The 19,690-nt window shown below is 60.6% G+C and carries 18 protein-coding genes, 1 tRNA gene and 1 riboswitch; of the genes, 1 reads left to right on the top strand and 18 read right to left on the bottom strand.

Features of this window, described 5'->3' with window-relative positions; translation table 11 throughout:
• Positions 1-18: 18 nt before the first annotated feature.
• The 9 genes from ispE to asnB all read right to left on the bottom strand — a co-directional run bounded on the left by ispE (position 19) and on the right by asnB (position 8,918).
• Complete coding sequence (gene ispE / locus KTF55_RS07975; protein WP_226790680.1) at positions 19-915, bottom strand: 4-(cytidine 5'-diphospho)-2-C-methyl-D-erythritol kinase; 897 nt, start codon at positions 913-915, stop codon at positions 19-21.
• A 2-nt stretch (positions 916-917) separates the two neighbouring features.
• Positions 918-1,214, bottom strand: coding sequence for a Veg family protein (locus KTF55_RS07970; RefSeq protein WP_217108277.1), 297 nt, complete (start codon positions 1,212-1,214; stop codon positions 918-920).
• A gap of 183 nt (positions 1,215-1,397) precedes the next feature.
• Entirely contained in the window at positions 1,398-1,844 is a 447-nt protein-coding gene (gene dtd / locus KTF55_RS07965) for a D-aminoacyl-tRNA deacylase (protein WP_055286755.1), read from the bottom strand.
• A gap of 3 nt (positions 1,845-1,847) precedes the next feature.
• Positions 1,848-2,489 (bottom strand): RdgB/HAM1 family non-canonical purine NTP pyrophosphatase, encoded by a 642-nt coding sequence (rdgB, locus tag KTF55_RS07960; protein ID WP_022094898.1) that lies wholly within the window; start codon positions 2,487-2,489, stop codon positions 1,848-1,850.
• 140 nt (positions 2,490-2,629) lie between these two features.
• Complete coding sequence (gene rph / locus KTF55_RS07955) at positions 2,630-3,355, bottom strand: ribonuclease PH (RefSeq protein ID WP_195232425.1); 726 nt, start codon at positions 3,353-3,355, stop codon at positions 2,630-2,632.
• A gap of 54 nt (positions 3,356-3,409) precedes the next feature.
• A complete protein-coding gene (gene murI / locus KTF55_RS07950; protein WP_217108276.1) occupies positions 3,410-4,294 on the bottom strand; it encodes a glutamate racemase in 885 nt (294 codons plus the stop codon).
• A 51-nt stretch (positions 4,295-4,345) separates the two neighbouring features.
• Positions 4,346-5,257 (bottom strand): HAD family hydrolase, encoded by a 912-nt coding sequence (locus KTF55_RS07945; protein WP_055309432.1) that lies wholly within the window; start codon positions 5,255-5,257, stop codon positions 4,346-4,348.
• 97 nt (positions 5,258-5,354) lie between these two features.
• On the bottom strand, positions 5,355-6,926 hold the full coding sequence (locus tag KTF55_RS07940) for a Mur ligase family protein (RefSeq protein ID WP_217108275.1): 1,572 nt from the start codon (positions 6,924-6,926) through the stop codon (positions 5,355-5,357).
• A 111-nt stretch (positions 6,927-7,037) separates the two neighbouring features.
• Complete coding sequence (gene asnB, locus KTF55_RS07935) at positions 7,038-8,918, bottom strand: asparagine synthase (glutamine-hydrolyzing) (RefSeq protein WP_161115110.1); 1,881 nt, start codon at positions 8,916-8,918, stop codon at positions 7,038-7,040.
• A gap of 187 nt (positions 8,919-9,105) precedes the next feature.
• Between asnB and KTF55_RS07930 the strand changes: the two genes are divergently transcribed.
• Positions 9,106-9,181, top strand: a tRNA-Val gene (locus KTF55_RS07930).
• Positions 9,182-9,791: 610 nt separating this feature from the next.
• On the opposite strand, the gene KTF55_RS07925 is transcribed toward KTF55_RS07930, so the two are convergent.
• The 9 genes from KTF55_RS07925 to KTF55_RS07885 all read right to left on the bottom strand — a co-directional run bounded on the left by KTF55_RS07925 (position 9,792) and on the right by KTF55_RS07885 (position 19,161).
• The gene (locus KTF55_RS07925) at positions 9,792-11,075 is read right to left on the bottom strand and encodes an aspartate aminotransferase family protein (RefSeq protein WP_217108274.1); all 1,284 of its coding nucleotides are present in this window, start codon (positions 11,073-11,075) and stop codon (positions 9,792-9,794) included.
• Between the two features lie 69 nt (positions 11,076-11,144).
• Positions 11,145-12,125, bottom strand: a complete 981-nt coding sequence (gene argB / locus KTF55_RS07920) for an acetylglutamate kinase (RefSeq protein ID WP_117583122.1) — start codon at positions 12,123-12,125, stop codon at positions 11,145-11,147.
• Positions 12,126-12,206: 81 nt separating this feature from the next.
• Positions 12,207-13,475 (bottom strand): bifunctional glutamate N-acetyltransferase/amino-acid acetyltransferase ArgJ, encoded by a 1,269-nt coding sequence (gene argJ, locus KTF55_RS07915; protein ID WP_217108273.1) that lies wholly within the window; start codon positions 13,473-13,475, stop codon positions 12,207-12,209.
• Positions 13,476-13,609: 134 nt separating this feature from the next.
• Positions 13,610-14,680: an N-acetyl-gamma-glutamyl-phosphate reductase gene (gene argC / locus KTF55_RS07910; protein WP_217108272.1), complete on the bottom strand. Its 1,071-nt coding sequence runs from the start codon at positions 14,678-14,680 to the stop codon at positions 13,610-13,612.
• A gap of 257 nt (positions 14,681-14,937) precedes the next feature.
• Entirely contained in the window at positions 14,938-15,348 is a 411-nt protein-coding gene (locus tag KTF55_RS07905) for a pyridoxamine 5'-phosphate oxidase family protein (RefSeq protein WP_117745769.1), read from the bottom strand.
• A 44-nt stretch (positions 15,349-15,392) separates the two neighbouring features.
• Positions 15,393-15,839, bottom strand: a complete 447-nt coding sequence (locus KTF55_RS07900) for a pyridoxamine 5'-phosphate oxidase family protein (protein WP_117648255.1) — start codon at positions 15,837-15,839, stop codon at positions 15,393-15,395.
• 30 nt (positions 15,840-15,869) lie between these two features.
• The gene (locus tag KTF55_RS07895) at positions 15,870-16,670 is read right to left on the bottom strand and encodes an energy-coupling factor transporter transmembrane protein EcfT (RefSeq protein ID WP_148331918.1); all 801 of its coding nucleotides are present in this window, start codon (positions 16,668-16,670) and stop codon (positions 15,870-15,872) included.
• Positions 16,670-18,574 (bottom strand): energy-coupling factor transporter ATPase, encoded by a 1,905-nt coding sequence (locus KTF55_RS07890; RefSeq protein ID WP_148331919.1) that lies wholly within the window; start codon positions 18,572-18,574, stop codon positions 16,670-16,672. Before KTF55_RS07890 ends, KTF55_RS07895 begins: the two co-directional genes overlap by 1 nt.
• The gene (locus KTF55_RS07885; protein WP_055252299.1) at positions 18,571-19,161 is read right to left on the bottom strand and encodes an ECF transporter S component; all 591 of its coding nucleotides are present in this window, start codon (positions 19,159-19,161) and stop codon (positions 18,571-18,573) included. Before KTF55_RS07885 ends, KTF55_RS07890 begins: the two co-directional genes overlap by 4 nt.
• Positions 19,162-19,166: 5 nt before the next feature.
• A riboswitch (FMN riboswitch) is annotated at positions 19,167-19,359 on the bottom strand.
• Between the last annotated feature and the right edge of the window lie 331 nt (positions 19,360-19,690).

The raw sequence follows: 19,690 nt of genomic DNA, 5'->3' as shown, positions 1-19,690 counted from the left end.
CGCGTGCTAGAGAAATTTTTATTTCTTTGAAGCGTCGATTTGAACCGTGTTGGGAATAAGCTCAGTCGCGCAGGCCCACCAGCCATTTTGCTGGGCAGCATCGGCAAGCCTTTCGGCCGTGGCGGCGGTGCCACAAATGGCAAACGAACAGGCGCCCGATCCGCACACATCTACAGCAACGGTGCCGTCCTGTTTACGCAGCCAATCGAGAACCGTTTGAATCTGCGGCTCCATCTGTGCGGAAATGACACCTAGGTTGTTATGGATGAGCACATATGCCGTCTCGGCATCACCAGCACGCAATGCAGAAGCTATCGCGCCGGGCTTGTCCGCAGGCACCGGAGCCTCGTCAAAACGTCGATAGGCTTCAATTGTCGAAACGCTTGCCTCGCGCGGCTTAACCAGTACGACGGGCGTCGCGAGCAGCGCGGGGTACTCAGTTGCCAGCACGTCTCCCCCACCTACGTAAAACGCAGGGCTCGCATGCAAAAAGAACGGGACGTCGGCACCAATGCCCCGCGCAATATCGTCGAGCGCTGGGTCGGTGCGATCAATGCCCCAGAGCTCCGCCAAGGCGACAATGACCGCGGCCGCATCCGTCGAGGGGCCGCCCAAGCCGGCGCACAATGGAATGCGCTTCTCAATCGTCACGCAGATGTTTGCCTCGCGACCATAATGCTCGGCCATAGCAACCGCAGCCCGATACGCCGTATTCTTTTGCATGAGAAAATCTGATGCCGGAACCGTCTGGACGGTCAGCGCCTGCGCCGGCGTGACCGTCACGGTATCGGAAAGACCGACGGCCGCCATCAGGGAATCGACCCTGTGGTAGCCGCGGTCATCGCGCTCGGTATGAACCCCCAGGTAGAGGTTAATCTTTGCCGGCGCGGAAAGAGTCAGGGACCGATCGGTCACCGTTAATGCTCCTCGAGCTGATTGCCGAGCGGGGTAAAGACGTGCTCGCCGCTCTCGGGGTCGAACAGCTCGACCTGACCGGTGAGCACATCGATATACTGGTAGGACTGACGCGACTTGCGGCCACGACGCTCGTCGACCTCGACAATGAAGACGGCCGGGTGGACGCTCTTGATGGTGCCCATGCGCTCGACGACGCGGGTACGGCCCATGTTGGCCTTAACCTTGACGCGATCGCCCACCATATCGGTCAGCTTCTCGTGGATGTCGTCGACGTGATTGACTTCCATCTCTTCCATGAACAGGGCCTCCAGAAGGTGCAATTCAAAAAGGGGATAATACCCCTAAGATAGACAAAACTCTAATACTATAGCACCCTGTTGTGGCCATACGCAAGTAGCTAAATAAGCCCCGTCCCAAATACGTACCAGACGACAACCTCGCATGACCAGTTGTTACGCGGTTTGGTAAAACCGCGTAACCTAAAGGTTGTCGGTGTCCAAGACGATGGTGAATGGGCCGTCGTTGACCAAGTCGACTTTCATATCGGCGCCAAAAATGCCGTGCGCCACGTGTTCGACATCTTGGCGAACGAGCGTCAGGAAGTACTCGTAGAGCTCGTTGGCAACATCGGGCGCGCCGGCATCCGTAAACGACGGACGGCGACCGTGGCGGCAGTCGGCGAACAGCGTGAACTGCGACACCACGAGCACCTCGCCGTCGACATCGGCAAGTGCCAGATTGGTCTTGCCGTTCTCGTCCTCGTTGATACGCAGCCCGCGGAGCTTGCCCCACAGCTTGTCGGCCTCGGCACGCGTATCGCCATGGCCCACACCCAGCAGCACCAGGTAGCCGCGTCCAATGCGGCCCACGCACTCGCCGTCGACCGTCACGCCGGCGTTGAGCACGCGCTGCACCACCGCACGCATGGCCTACTCCTCGCCCGTCAGCTTGGCGGACAGATGCTCGAGCGCGTGGAAACGATGGCTGATGGCGTTCTTCTCGTCAGCCGTCAGCTCGGCCATGGTCTTGCCCGGCGTGTCGACCGGCAGGAACAGCGGGTCATAGCCAAAACCATGGTCGCCGCGGCCCTCGTGCGCGATAACGCCCTCGCAGGCGCCCTCGCCATAGGTAACCAGACCGTCCGTGTCGATGAGCGCGACGACGCTCATAAAGCGCGCGGTGCGGTCCTCATCTGCCACGCCTTCCAGGTTAACGAGAAGCTTGGCGTTGTTGGCGGCATCGTCGCCGTGCACGCCCGCATAGCGCGCGCTATACACACCGGGCTCACCGTCCAGCGCGTCGACGACCAAGCCCGAATCGTCGGCAATGGCCATAAGGCCCGTCTCCTCAACCGCGGCTTGGGCCTTGATGATGGCGTTCTCCAAAAACGTCGTGCCGTTTTCCTCGGGATCCTCAAAATCACCCAGCTGGCCGAGCGCCACAAAGCGCACCTCGGGCATGACCTTGCCCAAAATGGCCTCGATCTCGGTGAGCTTATGGGCGTTGCCCGTTGCCACGACGATGGTCGCCGCCGGGTCGAGGGTGTCGATGTCAATCTTCTCAAGTGCCATGACTGGCCTCCTTGTCTCTATAGCAAGCCGCGTGAGGGGCGTTTGGGCACTTGACCTCTCCCCTCTCAGGCGATCGGACCTTTCAACGCAGCATTTCAGCAGATAAAACCTACCAAAATAAACCTGTCCCTTTTGGCAGGTTAGGCGATGGCTTGGCGCTGAAGCTCGATGAGCTCGGCGATTCCCTTGTCGCCCAGGTCGAGCAGGGCGTTGAGGCGTTTGCGGTCAAAGGGCGCCTGCTCGCCGGTGCCCTGGAGCTCGATCATCTCGCCGGTGTCGGTGGCGACGAGGTTCATGTCGACCTCGGCATGGCTGTCCTCGGAATAATCGAGGTCAAGCAGCGTATTGCCGTCGACAACGCCCATGGAGATGGCAGCCACCTGGCCGATAAGCGGGATGCGCTCGATCTTGCCCGCCTCGACCCACATGGCGAGGGCGTCGTGCAGCGCCACCCAGGCGCCGGTGATGCTCGCTGTACGCGTGCCGCCATCGGCCTGAATCACATCGCAGTCGACGGTGACGGTGTACTCGCCGAGCGCCTTCATGTTGACGACGGTACGCAGGCTGCGGCCAATGAGGCGCTCGATCTCCATGGAGCGACCCTTGCGGTTGGCGTGCTCGCGCTTGCAGCGCTTACCGGTCGACGCCGGCAGCATGGCGTATTCCGCGGTCACCCAGCCGGCCTTAGCCCCCTTTCGCCAGCCCGGTACGCCCTCCTCGATAGTGGCGGCGCACAGCACACGCGTGTCACCGAACTCGGCCAAACACGAGCCGTGGGCGTGCTTCATGACGCCACGGGTGAGCTTAACGGGGCGCAACTCGTTGGCGGCGCGACCGTTGGCGCGGTTGACCTGCATGTACTCCATAGAAATTTCCTTTCGGCAAAAGATGTGGCGAAGGCTTTGGCGGCTGCTTTACATCTATTTCAGCTCATCGATATCGATATGTTCGATGCTCTTGAGCGGCTGACCAAAGATAAAGCTGCCCGCCACCGCAAACTCGGCGATGTTATCGGCCGTCGTGGCAAAACGATGCTGCGGCTCGGCGGCGTCGCCCGCCAGCTGCTCGCGGCGCGTGAGAATATCAGTCAGCTCGCGCGTGGTCTCCTCGGCGGAACTCACGACGCGCACCCCAGGCCCCAGCGCATGGCGGATAGGTCCCACCAACAGCGGGAAATGCGTACAGCCGAGCACCACGGTATCGATACCGTGGTCGCGCAGCGGCTCAACCGTGGCACCCACCAGCGCACGTACGGCAGGCGTATCGAAGATGTCCTCGTTCTCAAGCCACTGTTCCTGCAGATGTGCACCCGAGGCGAGTTCGTGTTCGACAACCTCGACAAAGCTCGAGGCAGGACAGCCGTATACATCGACACCGGCATCCAGGTCCTGAATGGCGCGCGTGTAGGCGCCCGAGCGAATGGTGAGGTTGGTGGCGAGCACGCCCACGCGACGCGAGCGGGTGCCGTTGATTGCCGCACGGGCACCCGGCGCGATCACGCCGATCACGGGAACGTCGAGCACCTGCTGGGCCAGACGCAAGGCCGCAGCGGTCGCCGTGTTGCAGGCGATGACCATAATCTTGACGTCGTGCTTCGAAAGCCAACGACCCGCCTGCAACGCAAACGAGCGCACCTCATCCTCGGTACGGGTGCCGTAGGGGCAGCGCTTGGTGTCGCCAAAGTAGTAGACGGACTCGTGCGGCAGCGCCGTCGCAATCGCGCGCGCAACCGTCAGACCGCCCAAACCAGAATCGAACACGCCAATCGGGCGCGTGTCGCCTGCCGGATTCTCGATATCGGACATTACCTCACCAGTCTCTCTCGAAAAGACGTGTCCAAGTGCGGCGACGCCGCGCTACGAACGCGCCGCGACCAGCAGCTCTGCCGTCGCCGCCCAACCGTCGACAATTTTGCCGCGCGTAACGAAAGCGTTCTCGCAAGCAGCCAGGAACTCGGGCGCGCCGGCGCTCGTCAGGCCATTCTCGACCAGGCAGAACGTGCCCACGTGATCGGCCATGTAGAAGTCGGACTCGGAATCGCCGAGCGCCAACGTCTCCTCGCGCTCGATCCCCAGGTGCTCGCAGAAGCGCGCAATGGCGACGCCTTTGTTGAGACCCGCCGGATTGATATTGAAGGCGCGACCGTCCTCGACGCGATCGAGCTCGAGCGTCGTCGGCTTGGACAGGTGAGTCAGATGGCCGTTGCAAGCCCAGATCAGACCGCAGCCGGCCTCGTCCAGGATGGCCTGGACCTCATCGTCGGGCACATCGCCGCGCATGCCGACGGTGACCTCACGGTATTTGTAGCCGGTCGACATGTCGTTGTGATACTCGATCTTGTGCGGCCAGCGGGCGAGGATCTTCTCGCACACGCCGGTCTGCTCGATCACCTGGTGCGGCGTGAGGCCGCAAGAGGAGTCGTAGGGCATGTCGCCGGTCAGATACTCCCAATCGTTGGCTTTGAGGTCGTACATGACCAGGCCGCCCATCTCGCCGATGTAGGAGTTGAGACCGAGCACGCGCGCGTCCTCGTGGATCATGGTACGGTTGCGGCCCGAGGTGGGAACCACCTGAATGCCAGCACGAGCGAGCGCCACGACGGCCTCGACGAGTTTGGTCGAGGGGTTGCCGTCGTTGTCGCGCAGCACGCACGAGCCAGGTGCAAGCATCGTGGCATCCAGGTCGGTAAAGACGTATTTGACCTTGGCCAAGCGCTCGCGCATCTCGCCCGAAAGCTCAGCGACGGTCGGCAGGGTATTGTGGGACATGGTTACTCCGTTTACGTAGAAGGGTTTGGACTTGGACGGCATGTTTTGATTGAGGGAACACGCTTATGGCGACAGCGCACTCAGGGCGCCGCCGCCATCATGGTTCATTAGTCAACTGGGTAACATCGATCAGGCGATTGGCCAGCGAAAGGTCGCTCTCGATGGGCACGAACTCGTCGCCCACGTGCATGAGCTCCTCGTCACCCTTTGCCAGCAGCAAGACAATGGTGGGAGCATCGGGGTTGACGTACTCCTCGCGCGCCGCCTTGAACGCCGCATGCACAGCGGCTTCGCGATCGAGGATGATCTTGTTCGGCGTATCGTCGGGAACATGCTCGGCAAGCTCGCGACAGACCTTCATCGGGTCCTCGTGAGCTGGATCCTCGTTCGTAAAGATCATCAGGTCGGAATATGGTGCGGCCTCGCGCGGAAGCTGCTCGCGGCGCTCCTGCGCCTTGCCGCCGGCAGCGCCAAACACCGCAATGACTGGACTAGCGGGAAACGCGCGCTTGACCGACGAGAAAAGCGAACGGAACGAAAGCTGGTTATGCGCATAGTCAACGACGCAGATCACGCGGCCGTCCTTCGACTCCACGACCTCCATACGGCCCGGCACACGCAGTTTGGAGAGGCCCTTCTTGATGGCCTCGATACCGATGCCGATCTCGCGCGCGGCGGCGATAGCGACCAGCGCGTTCTCCACGTTAAAGTCTCCCGCGATACCCAGCAGGATCTTCTCCCCCGCCTCGGACTCGTCGGCGCTCATGCCGTGCAAGTTGAACTCGATGTTAAAGCCGAGCATGCGGACATCGCTCGCCCACAGGCTTGCCTCGGGATGCTCGACGCCAACGGTCACCAAGCGCTCGGCCGTCGACGCTGCCTCTAGCACACGGTCAACCTCATCGGTGCCCAGATTCACCACGGCGGTCTTTGCCTGGTCAAAGATCCTGAGTTTGCTCTCAAAATAATCCTCGAAGGTCGGGTGCTCGATCGGCGAGATGTGGTCGCGGCCGATGTTGAGGAAGCACGCCACGTCAAACGGCAGATTCTCGACGCGTTGGTACTTGAGCGCCTGGCTCGAGACCTCCATGACCATGGACTGGCGACCGGACATGCGGCAGTTGGCGATATGGCGCCAGACCTCGGGGGCCTCGGGCGTAGTATTGGTGCTCTCGTAGCACTCGATGCCATCGTCGGTACTCACCGAGCCGATCATGCCGCAGGACTCGCCCGCCGCTTTGATGATGGACTGGAGCATAAAAGCGGCCGTGGTCTTTCCCTTGGTGCCGGTGATGCCCACGATCTTGACGTCGTGGTCGGGACGGTCGTAGACCTCCGGCGGCAACAGGGCCATGGCCGTGCGAACACTATCAACAACCAGCATCGCAGCACCGCTCTCCTTCGCCAGCGGCTCCAGAGACTCGACCAGCGACTCCTCGCACACAAATGCGACGGCGCCCGCATCGAGCGCCATGCTCAAAAACGCGGGCTTAAAGGCAGCACCTTTGCAAAAGAATACGTCACCTGCCGAGACCGCGCGCGAATCAAACGAGCAGCCGGTCACGGCACGCTCGTCAACCTGCTCTGATGCGCGCAGCTCGCCGCACACATCGAGAAGCTTGGCAAGCGTATCGACCGTGGTCACGGTCGCGGAATCCGAATGGTGCATCTTTCACCTTTCTCAGCCATTTGGCAGGGACGGTTTTATAGTAACTGAAACGCACCCACGCAAAAACGGCTCCCGGAGGAGCCGTTACGCGCAGGCATTCGTAGGCCGAGACTAGGCAGCCTGAACAGAAGGCTGGCCCTCGTCGATAAAGAAGCGCTTGTACCACACTAGGAACACGAGCGGCGTATAGATCTTGCGCTGGAAATCGCCCTTGCCCGCAAAGTGCAGATCGAGCAGGTGCATGAGCTCGTCGGTATTGAAGAACTCGCTTGCCCACGGCGCGGTGAAGTACTCCTTGACATAGTCGTACCACTTTTGCTCGCGCAGCCAGTAGACAATCGGCACCGGGAAGCCCACCTTGGGACGGGTGGCCCACTCATCGGGCAGCGACTTGTTGGCAGCGTGGCGGAGTACCTGTTTGTTGCCGTTCTCGTTGATGCGGTAGCGGTCGGGAATGTGCTCGGCGAACTCCATGACTTTGCGGTCCAGGAAGGGCACGCGCAGCTCCAGTGAGTGTGCCATGCACATCTTGTCGGCCTTGAGCAGAATGTCGCCCGGGAGCCACATGTTCATGTCCAGGTACTGCTTCTTGACCAGCTCGGGCTGACCCTTCACGCGCGCATAGATGGGAGCGGCAAGCTCAAAGGCGCCGTCGCCGGTGTTGTACTCGGGCTTGAGCACGCCGTCGACCTCGCGCTCCGGCCATACCAGAGCCTGTCCCAGGAACGACTTCTCGGGGATCTCGGCACCCTTGACCAGGAAGTTATGTCCCTTGAAGTACGGCATATGCAGCGCCAGGTTACCGAGCGCGCGACGGATGGGCAGCGGCACCATCTTTTTGTACTTGCGCACCGGGACCGTGTCCTCGTAGTAGGCGTAGCCGCCAAAGAGCTCGTCGGCGCCTTCGCCCGAAAGCACGACGGTAACGTCCTTGCGGGCCATCTCGGCCAAGAACCACAGCGGCACGGAAGACAGGTTGGACTGCGGCTCGTCCATGTGATACTGGATGTCCTCGAGCGCACCGAAGAACTCGTCGGCGGTAATCATCTTGCGAACGTTCTCGACGCCGAGCTTATCGGAAAGTTCCTTGGCGTAGTTGGTCTCGTTGAAGTTCTTGTAGTCAAAGCCCACCGAGAAGGTCTTGTCGGGCATGAGGCAAGCGGCGATGTAGCTGGAGTCGACGCCACCGGAGAGGAACGACGCGACCTTGACGTCGGCGATGCGATGGGCCTCGACACTCTCGTGCACGACCTCGTCCAGCTCATCGACATACTCTTCGAACGGCTTCTCGACGGCAGAGTAATCGCAATCCCAGTAGCGCTCGATGTTCATCTTGCCGGTCGGGATATCGACGGTAAAGTAGTGCGCCGGCGGCAGCTTGTAGACACCCTCGAAGAAGGTCTCCTCAGTCGCCGAATACTGCAGCGTCATGTACGGACGCAGAGCCTTTTTGTTGACCGCCTTGTGGAAGTGCGGGTAGTCCAGGAAGCTCTTGATCTCGGAACCAAAGAGCACGCCCGGAGCGCCGTCGCCCGCATCGGCCATGGGATAGTAGTAGAGCGGCTTGATGCCAAAGATGTCGCGGGCGCCAAAAAGCTTGTTCTTCTTTTTGTCCCAGATGACGAAGGCGTACATACCGCGCAGGCGATCGAGGACGGCCTCGCCCCACTCCTCGTAGCCGTGCAGGAGGCTCTCGGTGTCGGCGCCGCAGTGGAACTTGTAGCCCTTGGCCTCGAGCTCGGAACGGAGTTCTTGGAAGTTGTAAATCTCGCCGTTGAAGACAATGACGACGCTGCCGTCCTCATTGGCCATGGGTTGAGCGCCGGCCTCGGTCAGGTCGAGGATCGACAGGCGGCGGAAGCCCAGGGCAACGCGGCCGTCGATAAACTGACCGCCCATGTCGGGACCGCGATGGACGATGCGGTCCATCATCTTGGTGAGCACCTCGGATTGGTTATCCGTCCCACCGACAAAACCGACAAAACCGCACATATACTATCCCCTCTGCTGTTGCTGGGCGTCAAATCGAATCAGTAGCTTTTGAGTATACCCGAGGGCGTAAAGAGGGGCGGAATGTTCAGGCAATCTCAACTGAATCAGCTCCGCGCCGACACGCGCCAGTTACCTTTAATGGATATGAGATGAATGAGGCAATTGTTTTGCTATACTCTCTCCGCACGGGCGATTGGCGCAACGGTTAGCGCAGGTGCTTTACACGCACAAGGCTGGGGGTTCGAATCCCTCATCGCCCACCACTGAATTGTTAGGCTCCCAGCAATGGGAGCCTTTCTTTTCTGGGCCCATCGCAGAGGGATTCGAACCCGACAGGGTGCGGAGCTGAGGAAACGCGCAAGCGTTTTCCAGCGCAGCACGCGAGGGCCGTAGGCCCGAAGCGAGAGCGGGCGGCGAAGCTGCACGCGACATCCCTCATCGCCCACCACTGAATTGGAAACGGTCCTCGAAAGGGGACCGTTTTTGTTTGGGCCCATTTCATGGGATTCGAACCCGCCAGCACGTCTGTCACAAAGGCCGTGGCCAAATAATGGCAAAAATGAGTACTGCTACTTTGCTTGCAACATATAAAAAGATAGCGTTTGCGTAAGTTACGCAACATATGTCCATTATAAGGACTAACAGTTAGATCACAATCGTGCATTCATCGCCATTTCGACTTGCTATCTGGCCTTATTAGTCCAAAATTGCTGCTACCAAATCGGTAGCAGTACTCATATTTAATGTTTTTTGACCAGCGGGTCTCCCTGCCTTAGCAAATCTAAGGCAAAACGGGCTCCAGACCGCTGAATCATGCCACATAGGGCACGCTCGCAGTCCGGAACCCGGTCCAAATTGAGTTATTGCGCCGCGTTAGACCAAGACACCCGACAGGATCTCGATCAGACTGTCCACGTCGGCTTCCTCGCAGACGAGCGGCGGCAAGAAACGCAGCGTATGAGCACCCGTAGCGTTAATCACGGCACCGGCGGCCAGCGCGCGGGCAACAATATCATGCGCGTCGCCCGCGGCATCATCCAAATCGCAGCCGAGCATCAGGCCACGGCCACGCACCTCTACCACATGCGGAAGTTTAGCCAGCGCCTGCTCCATATAGGCACCCACCTTGGCAGCATGGTCGGCATAATCGCCGCGCACGAGCGCGGAGAGCGTCGCGGCACACGCCGTGATGGCCAGGCAGCTACCGCCAAAGGTCGAGCCGTGGTCGCCCGGCTTAAACACGTCAGCAATCTCCTTCTTTGCCACGACGGCACCCATGGGCACGCCGTCGGCAATGCCCTTGGCAAGGCTCATGATGTCGGGCTCCACGCCATAGGTTTGGAACGCAAATGGCTTGCCGGAGCGGAAGATGCCGCACTGAACCTCGTCGGCGATAAGCACGGCGCCCACTTCGTGTGCCAGGTCGCGCGCTGCCGCCATAAACTCCTCGGTCATGGGGTGCACGCCACTCTCACCTTGGATCGGCTCGAGCATCACGGCGCAAATATCACTGCCCAGCTGCTTAAAGATCGCACGCAGCTCATCGACATTGTTGGGCGTGCAGGCCACAAAGCCACCCGGCAGCGGACGGAAACTATCCTGCAGCCAATCCTGCATGGTGGCGGCAATGGTCTCGAGCGTACGGCCGTGAAAACCGCCGCGCATGCACACGATGGTGTTACCGCCGTTACCGGCACGCTTGGCGTACAGGCGCGCGAGCTTCATCGAGCCCTCGTTGGCCTCGGCGCCGGAGTTAGCAAAGAACGTCTCCCACACCTGCTCGCCCGCAGCCGGGGCACCAAGAGCAGCTGCCGTGGTCTCATCGCCGGCGGCAATGGCATCGGCAAGCACGCGCGCACCATCTACGTCGTCGTTAGCAAGCTTGGACAGCAGCGCCGCGACCTGTCCACGCTGCTCGATGTAGAAGTAATTGGAGACATGCATGAGCTTTTTGGTCTGTGCCTCGAGCGCCGAGAGCACAGCCAGGTTGCCATGACCTAGGCTGCACACGCCGATGCCGGCAAGAAAGTCGAGGTACTCACGGCCATCGTCGCCGGTGAGCTTCATGCCGTGACCCTCGACAAACTCGACCGGAGAGCGGCCAAAGGTATGCATAACGTAATGGGATTCAAGCGATTGCTGAGCTGCAAGTGACATGGGATGCCTTTCGTTGAGCGCCGGACGGCGCAGACCTATGGGTGCAGGAATGGGGCGGCTGCGGGTCAGCTAGACCGTCTGAAGCTTCTCGACCTCGTCGAGGTTCTCGGTCAGACGCGCAGCAAACGTCGAAAGCGGATGCGGATGCGTATCGAACTCGTAAGCCGTCTCGGTGGAATGGATCACGGTACCGACGCCGGCATCGGTCAGCAGCTCCAGCAGCAGCGAATGCGGCGTGGTGCCGTTGATGATGTGAGCACGAAATACGCCGCCGGCAAGCGCATCGACGGCCGCGCGCAGTTTGGGAATCATGCCCTTATCGACCTCGCCGCCGTAGAGCATCTCGTTAACCTCGTCGAGCGTTAGGTTGGAGATAAGCGAGTCCTTGTCGCTAAAGTCCTTGTACAGGCCATCGACATCGGTCAAAAAGATCGCCTTATGCGCGTGGAGCGCCGCAGCAACGGCACCGGCGGCGGTATCGGCGTTGATGTTGAAGAAACCGCCGTCCTCCCCCGCCGCGACGGTTGCGATGACGGGGATGTACTCGCTGTCGAGTAAGCGCTCGATATAGTCGGTGTTGACGTGCGTCACTTTGCCCACGCGACCGAGCTCGGGGTCGAGCGGCTCGGCGATGAGCGTGCCGGCATCGCTGCCCGACACGCCCACGGCCAGGTTGCCGTGGTGGTTGATGGCAGCAACCAGCTCCTGGTTGACCTTGCCGCCCAACACCTCGCGCACGATATCCATAGTCGCCGGCGTGGTCACGCGCTGGCCGTTCTTAAACTCGACGGGAATATCGTAATGGCTCAGCGCCTCGTTGATAGCCTTGCCGCCGCCGTGCACGATGACGGGGCGCATACCGATGATCTTGAGCAAAACGATGTCGCTCATCACGTCGCGGCGCAGCTGCTCATCGACCATGGCGGCTCCGCCATATTTGATAACAACCGTCTTGCCGGTCAGGTTCTTAATCCACGGCAGCGCTTCGAACAGCAGCTGCGCGGTTGCTTCGTTGGATTCGCTCGAACGACAATCGCGTGCGAATTTCATAATCTGCCTCGTCTTTCATATCGTTATCGCGCCGTGCTCCGCTGTCCGCAATCGCGGCAAGATGCGCAGCGTGCCCGGAATCTAGGAACGGTAGTCACCGTTGATGGAGATGTACTCATGCGTGAGGTCGCAGGTCCACACGGTCGTTGCCGCGTCGCCTGCGCCCAGGTCGGCCGAGATCACGATCTCTGGCGCCTCGAAACGTCGTAGAGCCTCGTCCTCGTCAAAGGGAACAGTCAGACCATCGCGACAGACAGGCATGCCCATCATGTCGATGGAAACGTCTTCCTGATTAAACTTCACGCCGCACTTGCCGAGTGCCATAGCAACGCGACCCCAGTTGCAGTCGTGGCCGGCGATGCAGGTCTTAACGAGCGGCGAGTTGGCAACGGCACGGGCGGCGATATCGGCTTCCTCGTCGTTCACGGCGCCGGTAACGTTGACCGTAACAAGCTTGGATGCGCCCTCACCATCGGCGGCGATATTGCGCGCCAGGCTCTCGCACACCTCGTGCACAGCAAATGCCAACTCGTCAAAGGCATCGGAGCCCTCGACGATAGGCTCGACATCTGCGGCAGCGGCGCCGGAGGCAAGCATGATGCAGGTGTCGTTGGTTGAGGTGTCGGAATCGACCGTTACCTTGTTAAAGGTCTGCTTGACGGTCGAGAGCAGCAGGGTATGAAGTGCCGCAGGCTCGACGGGGGCATCGGTGGTGATAACTGCGATCATGGTGGCCATGTTGGGCATGATCATGCCCGAGCCCTTGCACATTCCACCTACCGTATAGACATTGCCCGCATGACCCGCAGCCTCGCTGACGTAGGCCACGGCGTACTCCTTGGAGTGCGTGTCGGTCGTCATGATGGCGCGAGCGGCATCGGCGCCACCGTGGGCGGAGAGCGCCTCGTAGGCAGCAGGAATGGCGGTCTCAAACGTGTCGATCGGCAGAATCTGGCCAATCACACCCGTGGAGGCAACCAGAATCTGCTGGGGCTCGCAGCCGATGACCTGCGATGCGATGCTGCACGTCTCGCGCGCGCATGCAAGGCCGGTCTCACCCGTGGCGGCGTTGGCATTGCCAGAGTTGACCGAAACGCCGGCGATGATACCGTAGCCCTTGTCGGCACCGCCCAGGTTGGCACGGCTCACCTGCACGGGCGCCGCACAAAAGCGATTGGTGGTAAACACGCCGGCACCGGGGCAGGGTTTATCGGGCACGACAAGCGCGTAATCCAGACGCTCTGGGTTCTTGCGGAACCCAGCGTGGATGCCTGCAGCCTTAAAACCAGCCGCAGCCGTAACGCCGCCCTCGACGGCGCGAATCTTGATATCAAACAGCTCAGTATTCATCGTCTTTATGGCTCCTTATGTCAAACAAAAAACGGACATCGGTTGGTGCGCCATGCCAGTCGTGATCATGAGACCAGCTTAAGAGTGGCGCCCCACTCGATGCCCGACTACCAAATCGTTAACAATCGAATGTGCTACACCGGGCACGCCACTGTGGGCAAGCCTCGTCGCTCGTCAAAGCCAAAGACGATATTGGCACACTGGACCGCTTGGCCCGCAGCGCCCTTGCACAGATTGTCGATGGCGCCCGTCGCCACCAGCACGCCCGCGCGCTTGTTGAGCGCAAGGCCAATCTGGGCGGCGTTGGTTCCGACGACCGAAGCCGTCTTGGGCTGCTGGCCGGCGTCGAGCGCACGCACAAAGGTGCGTCCAGCGTAGAACTGCTTGTAATAGTCGACAACGTCCTCAAGGGTCAAGGTATCGATAGCCTGCGGCGTAAGCGGCATCGTCACCGTGGAGAGCAGGCCGCGCTTGAGCGGTGCCAGATGCGGGGTAAAGACGACGCGATCGGTTAAGCCAAGGATTTGCTCAATCTCGGGCGTATGACGATGTTTACCCACGCCATAGGCTTCCAGGTTCTCGTCCGCGCTGCAAAAGTGGGTGCGGGCGTTGCAGGACTTACCGGCACCCGTCACGCCGCTAATGGCATCGACGATTACGGGGCCGCTCTGGGCAACCCAGTCGGCGCGCACGGCAGGCGCGGCAGCGAGGCTCGTTGCGGTGGGATAGCAGCCGGCGCAGGCGACCAACACGGGCCTGCCAGCGGCATGGCTGGAAGCAGCGGTCTCCAAGTCCTGGCAGAACAGCTCGGGCAGGCCGAAAGCACGCGTCTTGAGCAGCTCGGGACTCGTGTGCTCGGCGGCATACCATGCCTCAAAGACGGACGCGTCGTTCAGACGGTAGTCGGCCGAAAGATCAAAGCAGGAGACGCCCGATGCAAGCAGCGCGGGCACCTGTGCCATGGCAGCCGTGTGCGGCACGGCAAGAAAAACCGCATCGCAGCTCTTGAGCTCGGGGGCGTCATGCGTGGTGAAAACCAGATCGCTCACGCCAGCAAAGCTCGGATACACCGCGGACAGCGGCTGGCCGGCATCGGCGTTGGACGTAATGGCAACAAGTTCAAACTCGGGATGGCCGAGCACGAGGCGAATGAGCTCGGCTCCGGCATATCCAGCCGCGCCGACGATTCCAACCTTCAAAGACATATCAGACTCCTTGTCTGCGATTTATGCACCGATGCGCATTTCGCAGCGGTCGTTATGAAGTGGGTTGAAACTTTAGCACCAAAAGATGCATGAATACGTAAATGGCTTGCATATTCATGCATTGAAACATTCCCGACACATTCGCTTGAAGGAATTGACAAATGGAGCGGGCCCCGTATTGACCGGCGCTCCTAACGGCGCCGGGCAATACGGGGCCCGCCCATGCGAAAACCAAGTTGTTAGGATGCGCCAGCTGGCTAGAGCTCGACCGGCACCCATTCGTCGTGATTGCAGATAAAAGCCTCGGGATCCTCGACGCTAAAGAAGACGAGCGTGGGGTCGTTAGGCCCCTCATAGTGCTCGCCCAGGTGCTCTAGATGCTTCCACCCGGCTTCGCGCATTTCGTCTAAAGCCCGGTCATCCAAGCCGGCACGCCCGCGCAAGATGAGCCAGCCATGGCCCGGCCACCAACTCGTGGCCTCAAAGCGCTGATTTTGCAGCAGCTCTTGCCACACGTCTTTGGTGCGCGCCGTCACAAACCACAGCTTACCGTCCTGAATCTGAGCAAACGAGAACGGACGCACATGCGGCTGCCCATCCACGCTCGTCGCCAGATACCACGCCGGCACCGACGTCAGATACTCCAAAACCGTATTCAATCCGTCCACGTTTCCTCCTGTACTAGCTAGTTTGGGAACCTGGTTTGTGCGAGCTAGAGCTCCAGGCGCTCCTCGCTGCCGTCGATATCACAGAAGCGCGCAGCAATGTTGCGGACCGAAAAGAAAGCAAGGCGGCCGTCGTTGGCACTCTCGTGTTCCTCGCCAATGCCCACCATGTGCTTAAAACCCGCTTGACGCACCTTGTCGCTCGCAACTGCGTCGTCCTCAAGCGCGGCTTCGCCGGTCAATACGATCCAACATTCCCCCGGCTTCCAGCCCGAGAGCTCAAACTTGGGATTCGCGCTCAGCTCCGCCCACACATCCTTGTCGCGCGACGTGCAAAACCACAACTTACCGTCATCGACCATGGCAAACGAAAACGGCCTCACGCGAGGCTGATGCCCGTCGGCCACATCGGTCGTGGCCAGATACCACGCCGGAATGCGCCTGAGATACGAACAGGCGCGCTCAAGCTGAGCCGTGCGGTCGTTGTCGGTCATAGGGACCCCTTTCTTGCGCTCGAATCGCGCCTAAACAAGTTGAAGATTGATGACGATGACGCAGATGAGCAGCAACGCCGTCACCACCGCCGCCAACGCATCGCCGCGGCCAAATGCAAGCGCATGCAGGCGCGTGCGGCCCTGCTCGCCGTGATAGCAGCGTGCATCCATGGCAGCAGACAGCGTCTCGGCATGGCGGAACACGCCGGTGAACAGCGGAATCGCCACACTGCCGAGCATACGCACGCCGCCGAGCGGGCCCCCCGTCACGCGCGCACCGCGGCTCGCCTGCGCGTCCGCCGTCTGCTTCATCTCGGTGGCAAACTGCGGCATAAAGCGCAACGCGATACCCATGATCATGCCGAGCTCGTGCGCAGGAAGTCCCACACGCGCAAACGGTGCGAGCAGGCGCTCAAAGCCCGCGGTGAGGTCGAGCGTCGGCGTGGTGAGCGTGATAGCGCTCATACCGGCCATCATCAAGGTCAGGCGGCACGCCATAAAGGCGGCGGAATGCAGCGAGCCCTCGCTTATCTGCAAAAAGCCGAGCTGCCACAGAATGCGCCCGCTCTGGTCGGTAAACAAGTTGAGCACCGCGACCACGACGACGATTGCCAGCAGCGGCGCCATCGACGACAGAACGCGACGAACCGGCACCCGAGACACGGCATAGATCAGCACGACAAACATTGCGACAGGGGCCAGTCCGCGGAAGCCGCCGACGGTCAGCGTCGTGATCAGAAACACAAAGCCCAAGAGCAACTTAGTTCGCGGGTCCAGGCGGTGGATCGCACTATCGCCGGGATAGTAGCTGCCAAACGAAAACGCCTCCATTAGCAGCCCTTCTCTCGCGCGACCGTCTTGAATTTAGCAATGTCCGCGACGTTAGAAGGACCGCCCGAGCAACCGATTAGCAGGTCCACCAACTCGTCTGTCAGCGACTCAACCGTATAGAGGCCGTCAAAGCGCAGCGGCACGCCCGCCTCCGTAAGCGCCAGCGCCATACGCTGGGCGGCGGGAACGCCCAAGCCGATTGATTTAAGCTCATCGGCATGCGCAAAAACCTGAGCGGGCGTGCCCTCGGCAAACACCGCGCCCTCGTTCATCACGACAATACGGTCGCAGCAATTGGCCAGGTCATCCATACTATGCGAAACCATGACAACGGTCAGGCCATCGCGGTGAAGTCGATCGATAAGCTCAAGGAAATCCCTGCGCGCCGCCGGATCGAGCCCCGCCATGGGCTCATCGAGCACCAGAACTTCGGGCTCCATGGCGAGCACGCCGGCGAATGCCACACGCCGTTGCTGACCGCCCGAAAGCTCAAAGGGACTCTTGTCGCCGACCGTGGAAAGGTCGAGGCCCACGCGTGAGAGCGATGACTCGACACGACGGTCGACTTCATCTTGCGGCAAGCCAAGGTTATGCGGACCAAACGCCACGTCCTGCGCCACGGTTTCGGCAAACAGCTGACGCTCAGGATATTGAAACACCACGCCGACCTTGGCCTTAACCGCGGCGGCGTCTTTCTTGTTTGACAGATCGAGCCCCAGCGCGCGAACGGATCCCTCCTGGGGGCGAATCAAACCGTTGAGATGCTGGACCAGCGTCGACTTACCCGAACCGGTATGACCTGCCAAGCCCAGGAACTCGCCGCGACGCACCGTCAGCGATACATCGCGCAGCGCCCACGGGCTGCTTGGGTCGTTTCCCCAGAGAGCCTGTTTGCTCGATTTGCCCGCAGTGGCCGAGCGCTTATGCCAGCGGCGGCGCTCGCGCGGACTGAGCGAATAACTGTACGAAACATGGGATAGCTCGATGACGGGCTCCGACGCGTTGCCCTCGTTGTCTACCGGAACAGTGCCGTCAGCGATTTCCGACTGGGATACGGAAGACTGCCCCGCGATGCCTGCCCCACTTCGCTCGGCATAAGCCTGCGCAATCTCGGCGACCATATCCGCCTCACGTACCTGCGCGCAAACGGGCACGCCCTCCGCACGAAGTGCCATGCCCAAACGGCACGACTCTGGCATGTCAAGGTTGAGCTGAACGAGTTCATTCGCCCGCGTCAGAATCTCATCGGGCGTGCCCAGCATGGCAACTCGTCCCGTCTGAAACACGGCGACACGATCGGCCTCGGCAGCCTCCTCCATAAAGTGCGTAATCATCACGATGGTCATGCCGCGAGCGTGCAACGCGCGGCAAGCCTTCATGAGGCCCTTGCGTCCACGCGGATCGAGCATCGAGGAAGCCTCGTCCAATATGAGCACGCGCGGTTCCATGGCGAGCACGCCGGCAAGCGCCACGCGCTGCTTTTGGCCGCCCGAAAGCGCATGGGTCTCGTGGCGCTCAAAGCCCACCAGGCCCACACCCTTCAGCGCCTCGCGTACGCGCTGCGCAATTTGCGCCGATGGCACGCCAAGGTTTTCGGGACCAAACGCAACGTCATCTTCGACAAGCGTTGCCACCAGCTGGTCGTCGGGATTCTGGAATACCATGCCCGCGGTCGAACGAATGTCGTAGACCAGCTCGGGGTCGGACGCATCCATGCCGTTGATGCGTACCGTGCCCGCATCGGGCTGCAACAGCGCATTCAGATGCTTGGCAAACGTCGACTTGCCCGACCCATTGCCACCGAGGATGCAGAAAAACTCGCCGTCCTCGATATTCAGATCGACGCCGTCGAGCGCCGGTACGGCACCGTCATAGCTAAAGGAAACGCCCCGACACTCAATCATGCGCGGCCTTTGACCTGGTCCTTTTTAGGCGTGATGAGGTTGGAGACCGCTTTATACACCGCCAGTGTCAACACCGAGTTAAGCACGGTCTTGATAAGGTTGAACGGCAGCACGGCAGGAATCATGAGCGGGGCGATCACATCGACCGAGCCATACCAGAACCATACGCCAATGGTAAGGTTTGCGACCATAGACAACGCCGTAGCGGCAATAACGCCGAGCACCAGGCCAATCACGGCACCCTTATAGGTATGCATCTTCTGATAGACGATAGCCGCAGGCAGAATGTAGCCCAGCGTGGCAACCAGGTTCATAAGCGCGCCGACCCAGTCACCCGTGGTGAGCGCATGGATAACGATAGCCATAGCGGCAACAGCAGTGCCGGCGCCAGGACCATACGCAAACCCGCACACCATCGCCGGTACCAGCGACGGGTCATACGTCAAAAACGGCGCCGAAGGAAGGATAGGCAGCTGCACGTACATAAACAGGGCGCCCAAGGCGCACATCAACGCCATGGTAACGAGCTGTTTGGTGCTCCACCTATTCGTGTTCTCAAAATGGATATGCTGCGACTGTTCAGACATAAGATCACCTGCCTCTTTCATCCGGACTCTAACCGTTGGTACTGGGATCTCACCAGTTCAGCCGGCATGCGAACCAACACACGCACGGGTCGCGGACTCATCGGCTCGGTCGCAGACACCTCGCCTGCGCCACGGCGTCCCTTTGACACCGCCCGATTTACCGCCAGTGGGGAATTCCACCCCGCCCTGAAACAGCAATTGCAAGTGTAGCACGAGCAGGTTCTCGCGCAAGTATGCCAAGGGTAATTTGTGGCGGAGATCAGTTGCCAAAGCAACCACGTCCCCCACCCATCCCAAAGCAACGCGCCTTTCGCGCAAAGCGCGAAACAGCGAAGGGGACACGTATCCCTATCGACCACATCCTTCTCCGCCCGCCGGCCTCAAGGCCGTAAACGCAGGGAATCCGGGGGCGGGACGGGGACTTCTCTCCGGAACATTCCGCACTGATATCTTCTGTATTGAAGACGTCGATGATGCACCCGTATACCATTGACGTCGACACCATCAGATGCGGACCGCGCGGTGACCC

Origin of the sequence: Collinsella sp. MSK.8.10, assembly GCF_019041915.1 — a bacterium.
Taxonomy (GTDB): domain Bacteria; phylum Actinomycetota; class Coriobacteriia; order Coriobacteriales; family Coriobacteriaceae; genus Collinsella.
This window is presented reverse-complemented; position numbering and strand designations above follow the sequence as displayed.

What these genes read in the sequence shown, in the direction of transcription:
- KTF55_RS07895 (WP_148331918.1), bottom strand. Translation starts at nt 16,670, where the DNA reads ATGGAGGCGTTTTCGTTTGGCAGCTACTATCCCGGCGATAGTGCGATC.
- dtd (WP_055286755.1), bottom strand. Translation starts at nt 1,844, where the DNA reads ATGCGTGCGGTGGTGCAGCGCGTGCTCAACGCCGGCGTGACGGTCGAC.
- argJ (WP_217108273.1), bottom strand. Translation starts at nt 13,475, where the DNA reads ATGAATACTGAGCTGTTTGATATCAAGATTCGCGCCGTCGAGGGCGGC.
- argC (WP_217108272.1), bottom strand. Translation starts at nt 14,680, where the DNA reads ATGTCTTTGAAGGTTGGAATCGTCGGCGCGGCTGGATATGCCGGAGCC.
- asnB (WP_161115110.1), bottom strand. Translation starts at nt 8,918, where the DNA reads ATGTGCGGTTTTGTCGGTTTTGTCGGTGGGACGGATAACCAATCCGAG.
- rph (WP_195232425.1), bottom strand. Translation starts at nt 3,355, where the DNA reads ATGGAGTACATGCAGGTCAACCGCGCCAACGGTCGCGCCGCCAACGAG.
- KTF55_RS07940 (WP_217108275.1), bottom strand. Translation starts at nt 6,926, where the DNA reads ATGCACCATTCGGATTCCGCGACCGTGACCACGGTCGATACGCTTGCC.
- KTF55_RS07945 (WP_055309432.1), bottom strand. Translation starts at nt 5,257, where the DNA reads ATGTCCCACAATACCCTGCCGACCGTCGCTGAGCTTTCGGGCGAGATG.
- KTF55_RS07900 (WP_117648255.1), bottom strand. Translation starts at nt 15,839, where the DNA reads ATGACCGACAACGACCGCACGGCTCAGCTTGAGCGCGCCTGTTCGTAT.
- KTF55_RS07890 (WP_148331919.1), bottom strand. Translation starts at nt 18,574, where the DNA reads ATGATTGAGTGTCGGGGCGTTTCCTTTAGCTATGACGGTGCCGTACCG.
- KTF55_RS07970 (WP_217108277.1), bottom strand. Translation starts at nt 1,214, where the DNA reads ATGGAAGAGATGGAAGTCAATCACGTCGACGACATCCACGAGAAGCTG.
- murI (WP_217108276.1), bottom strand. Translation starts at nt 4,294, where the DNA reads ATGTCCGATATCGAGAATCCGGCAGGCGACACGCGCCCGATTGGCGTG.
- rdgB (WP_022094898.1), bottom strand. Translation starts at nt 2,489, where the DNA reads ATGGCACTTGAGAAGATTGACATCGACACCCTCGACCCGGCGGCGACC.
- KTF55_RS07885 (WP_055252299.1), bottom strand. Translation starts at nt 19,161, where the DNA reads ATGTCTGAACAGTCGCAGCATATCCATTTTGAGAACACGAATAGGTGG.
- KTF55_RS07925 (WP_217108274.1), bottom strand. Translation starts at nt 11,075, where the DNA reads ATGTCACTTGCAGCTCAGCAATCGCTTGAATCCCATTACGTTATGCAT.
- argB (WP_117583122.1), bottom strand. Translation starts at nt 12,125, where the DNA reads ATGAAATTCGCACGCGATTGTCGTTCGAGCGAATCCAACGAAGCAACC.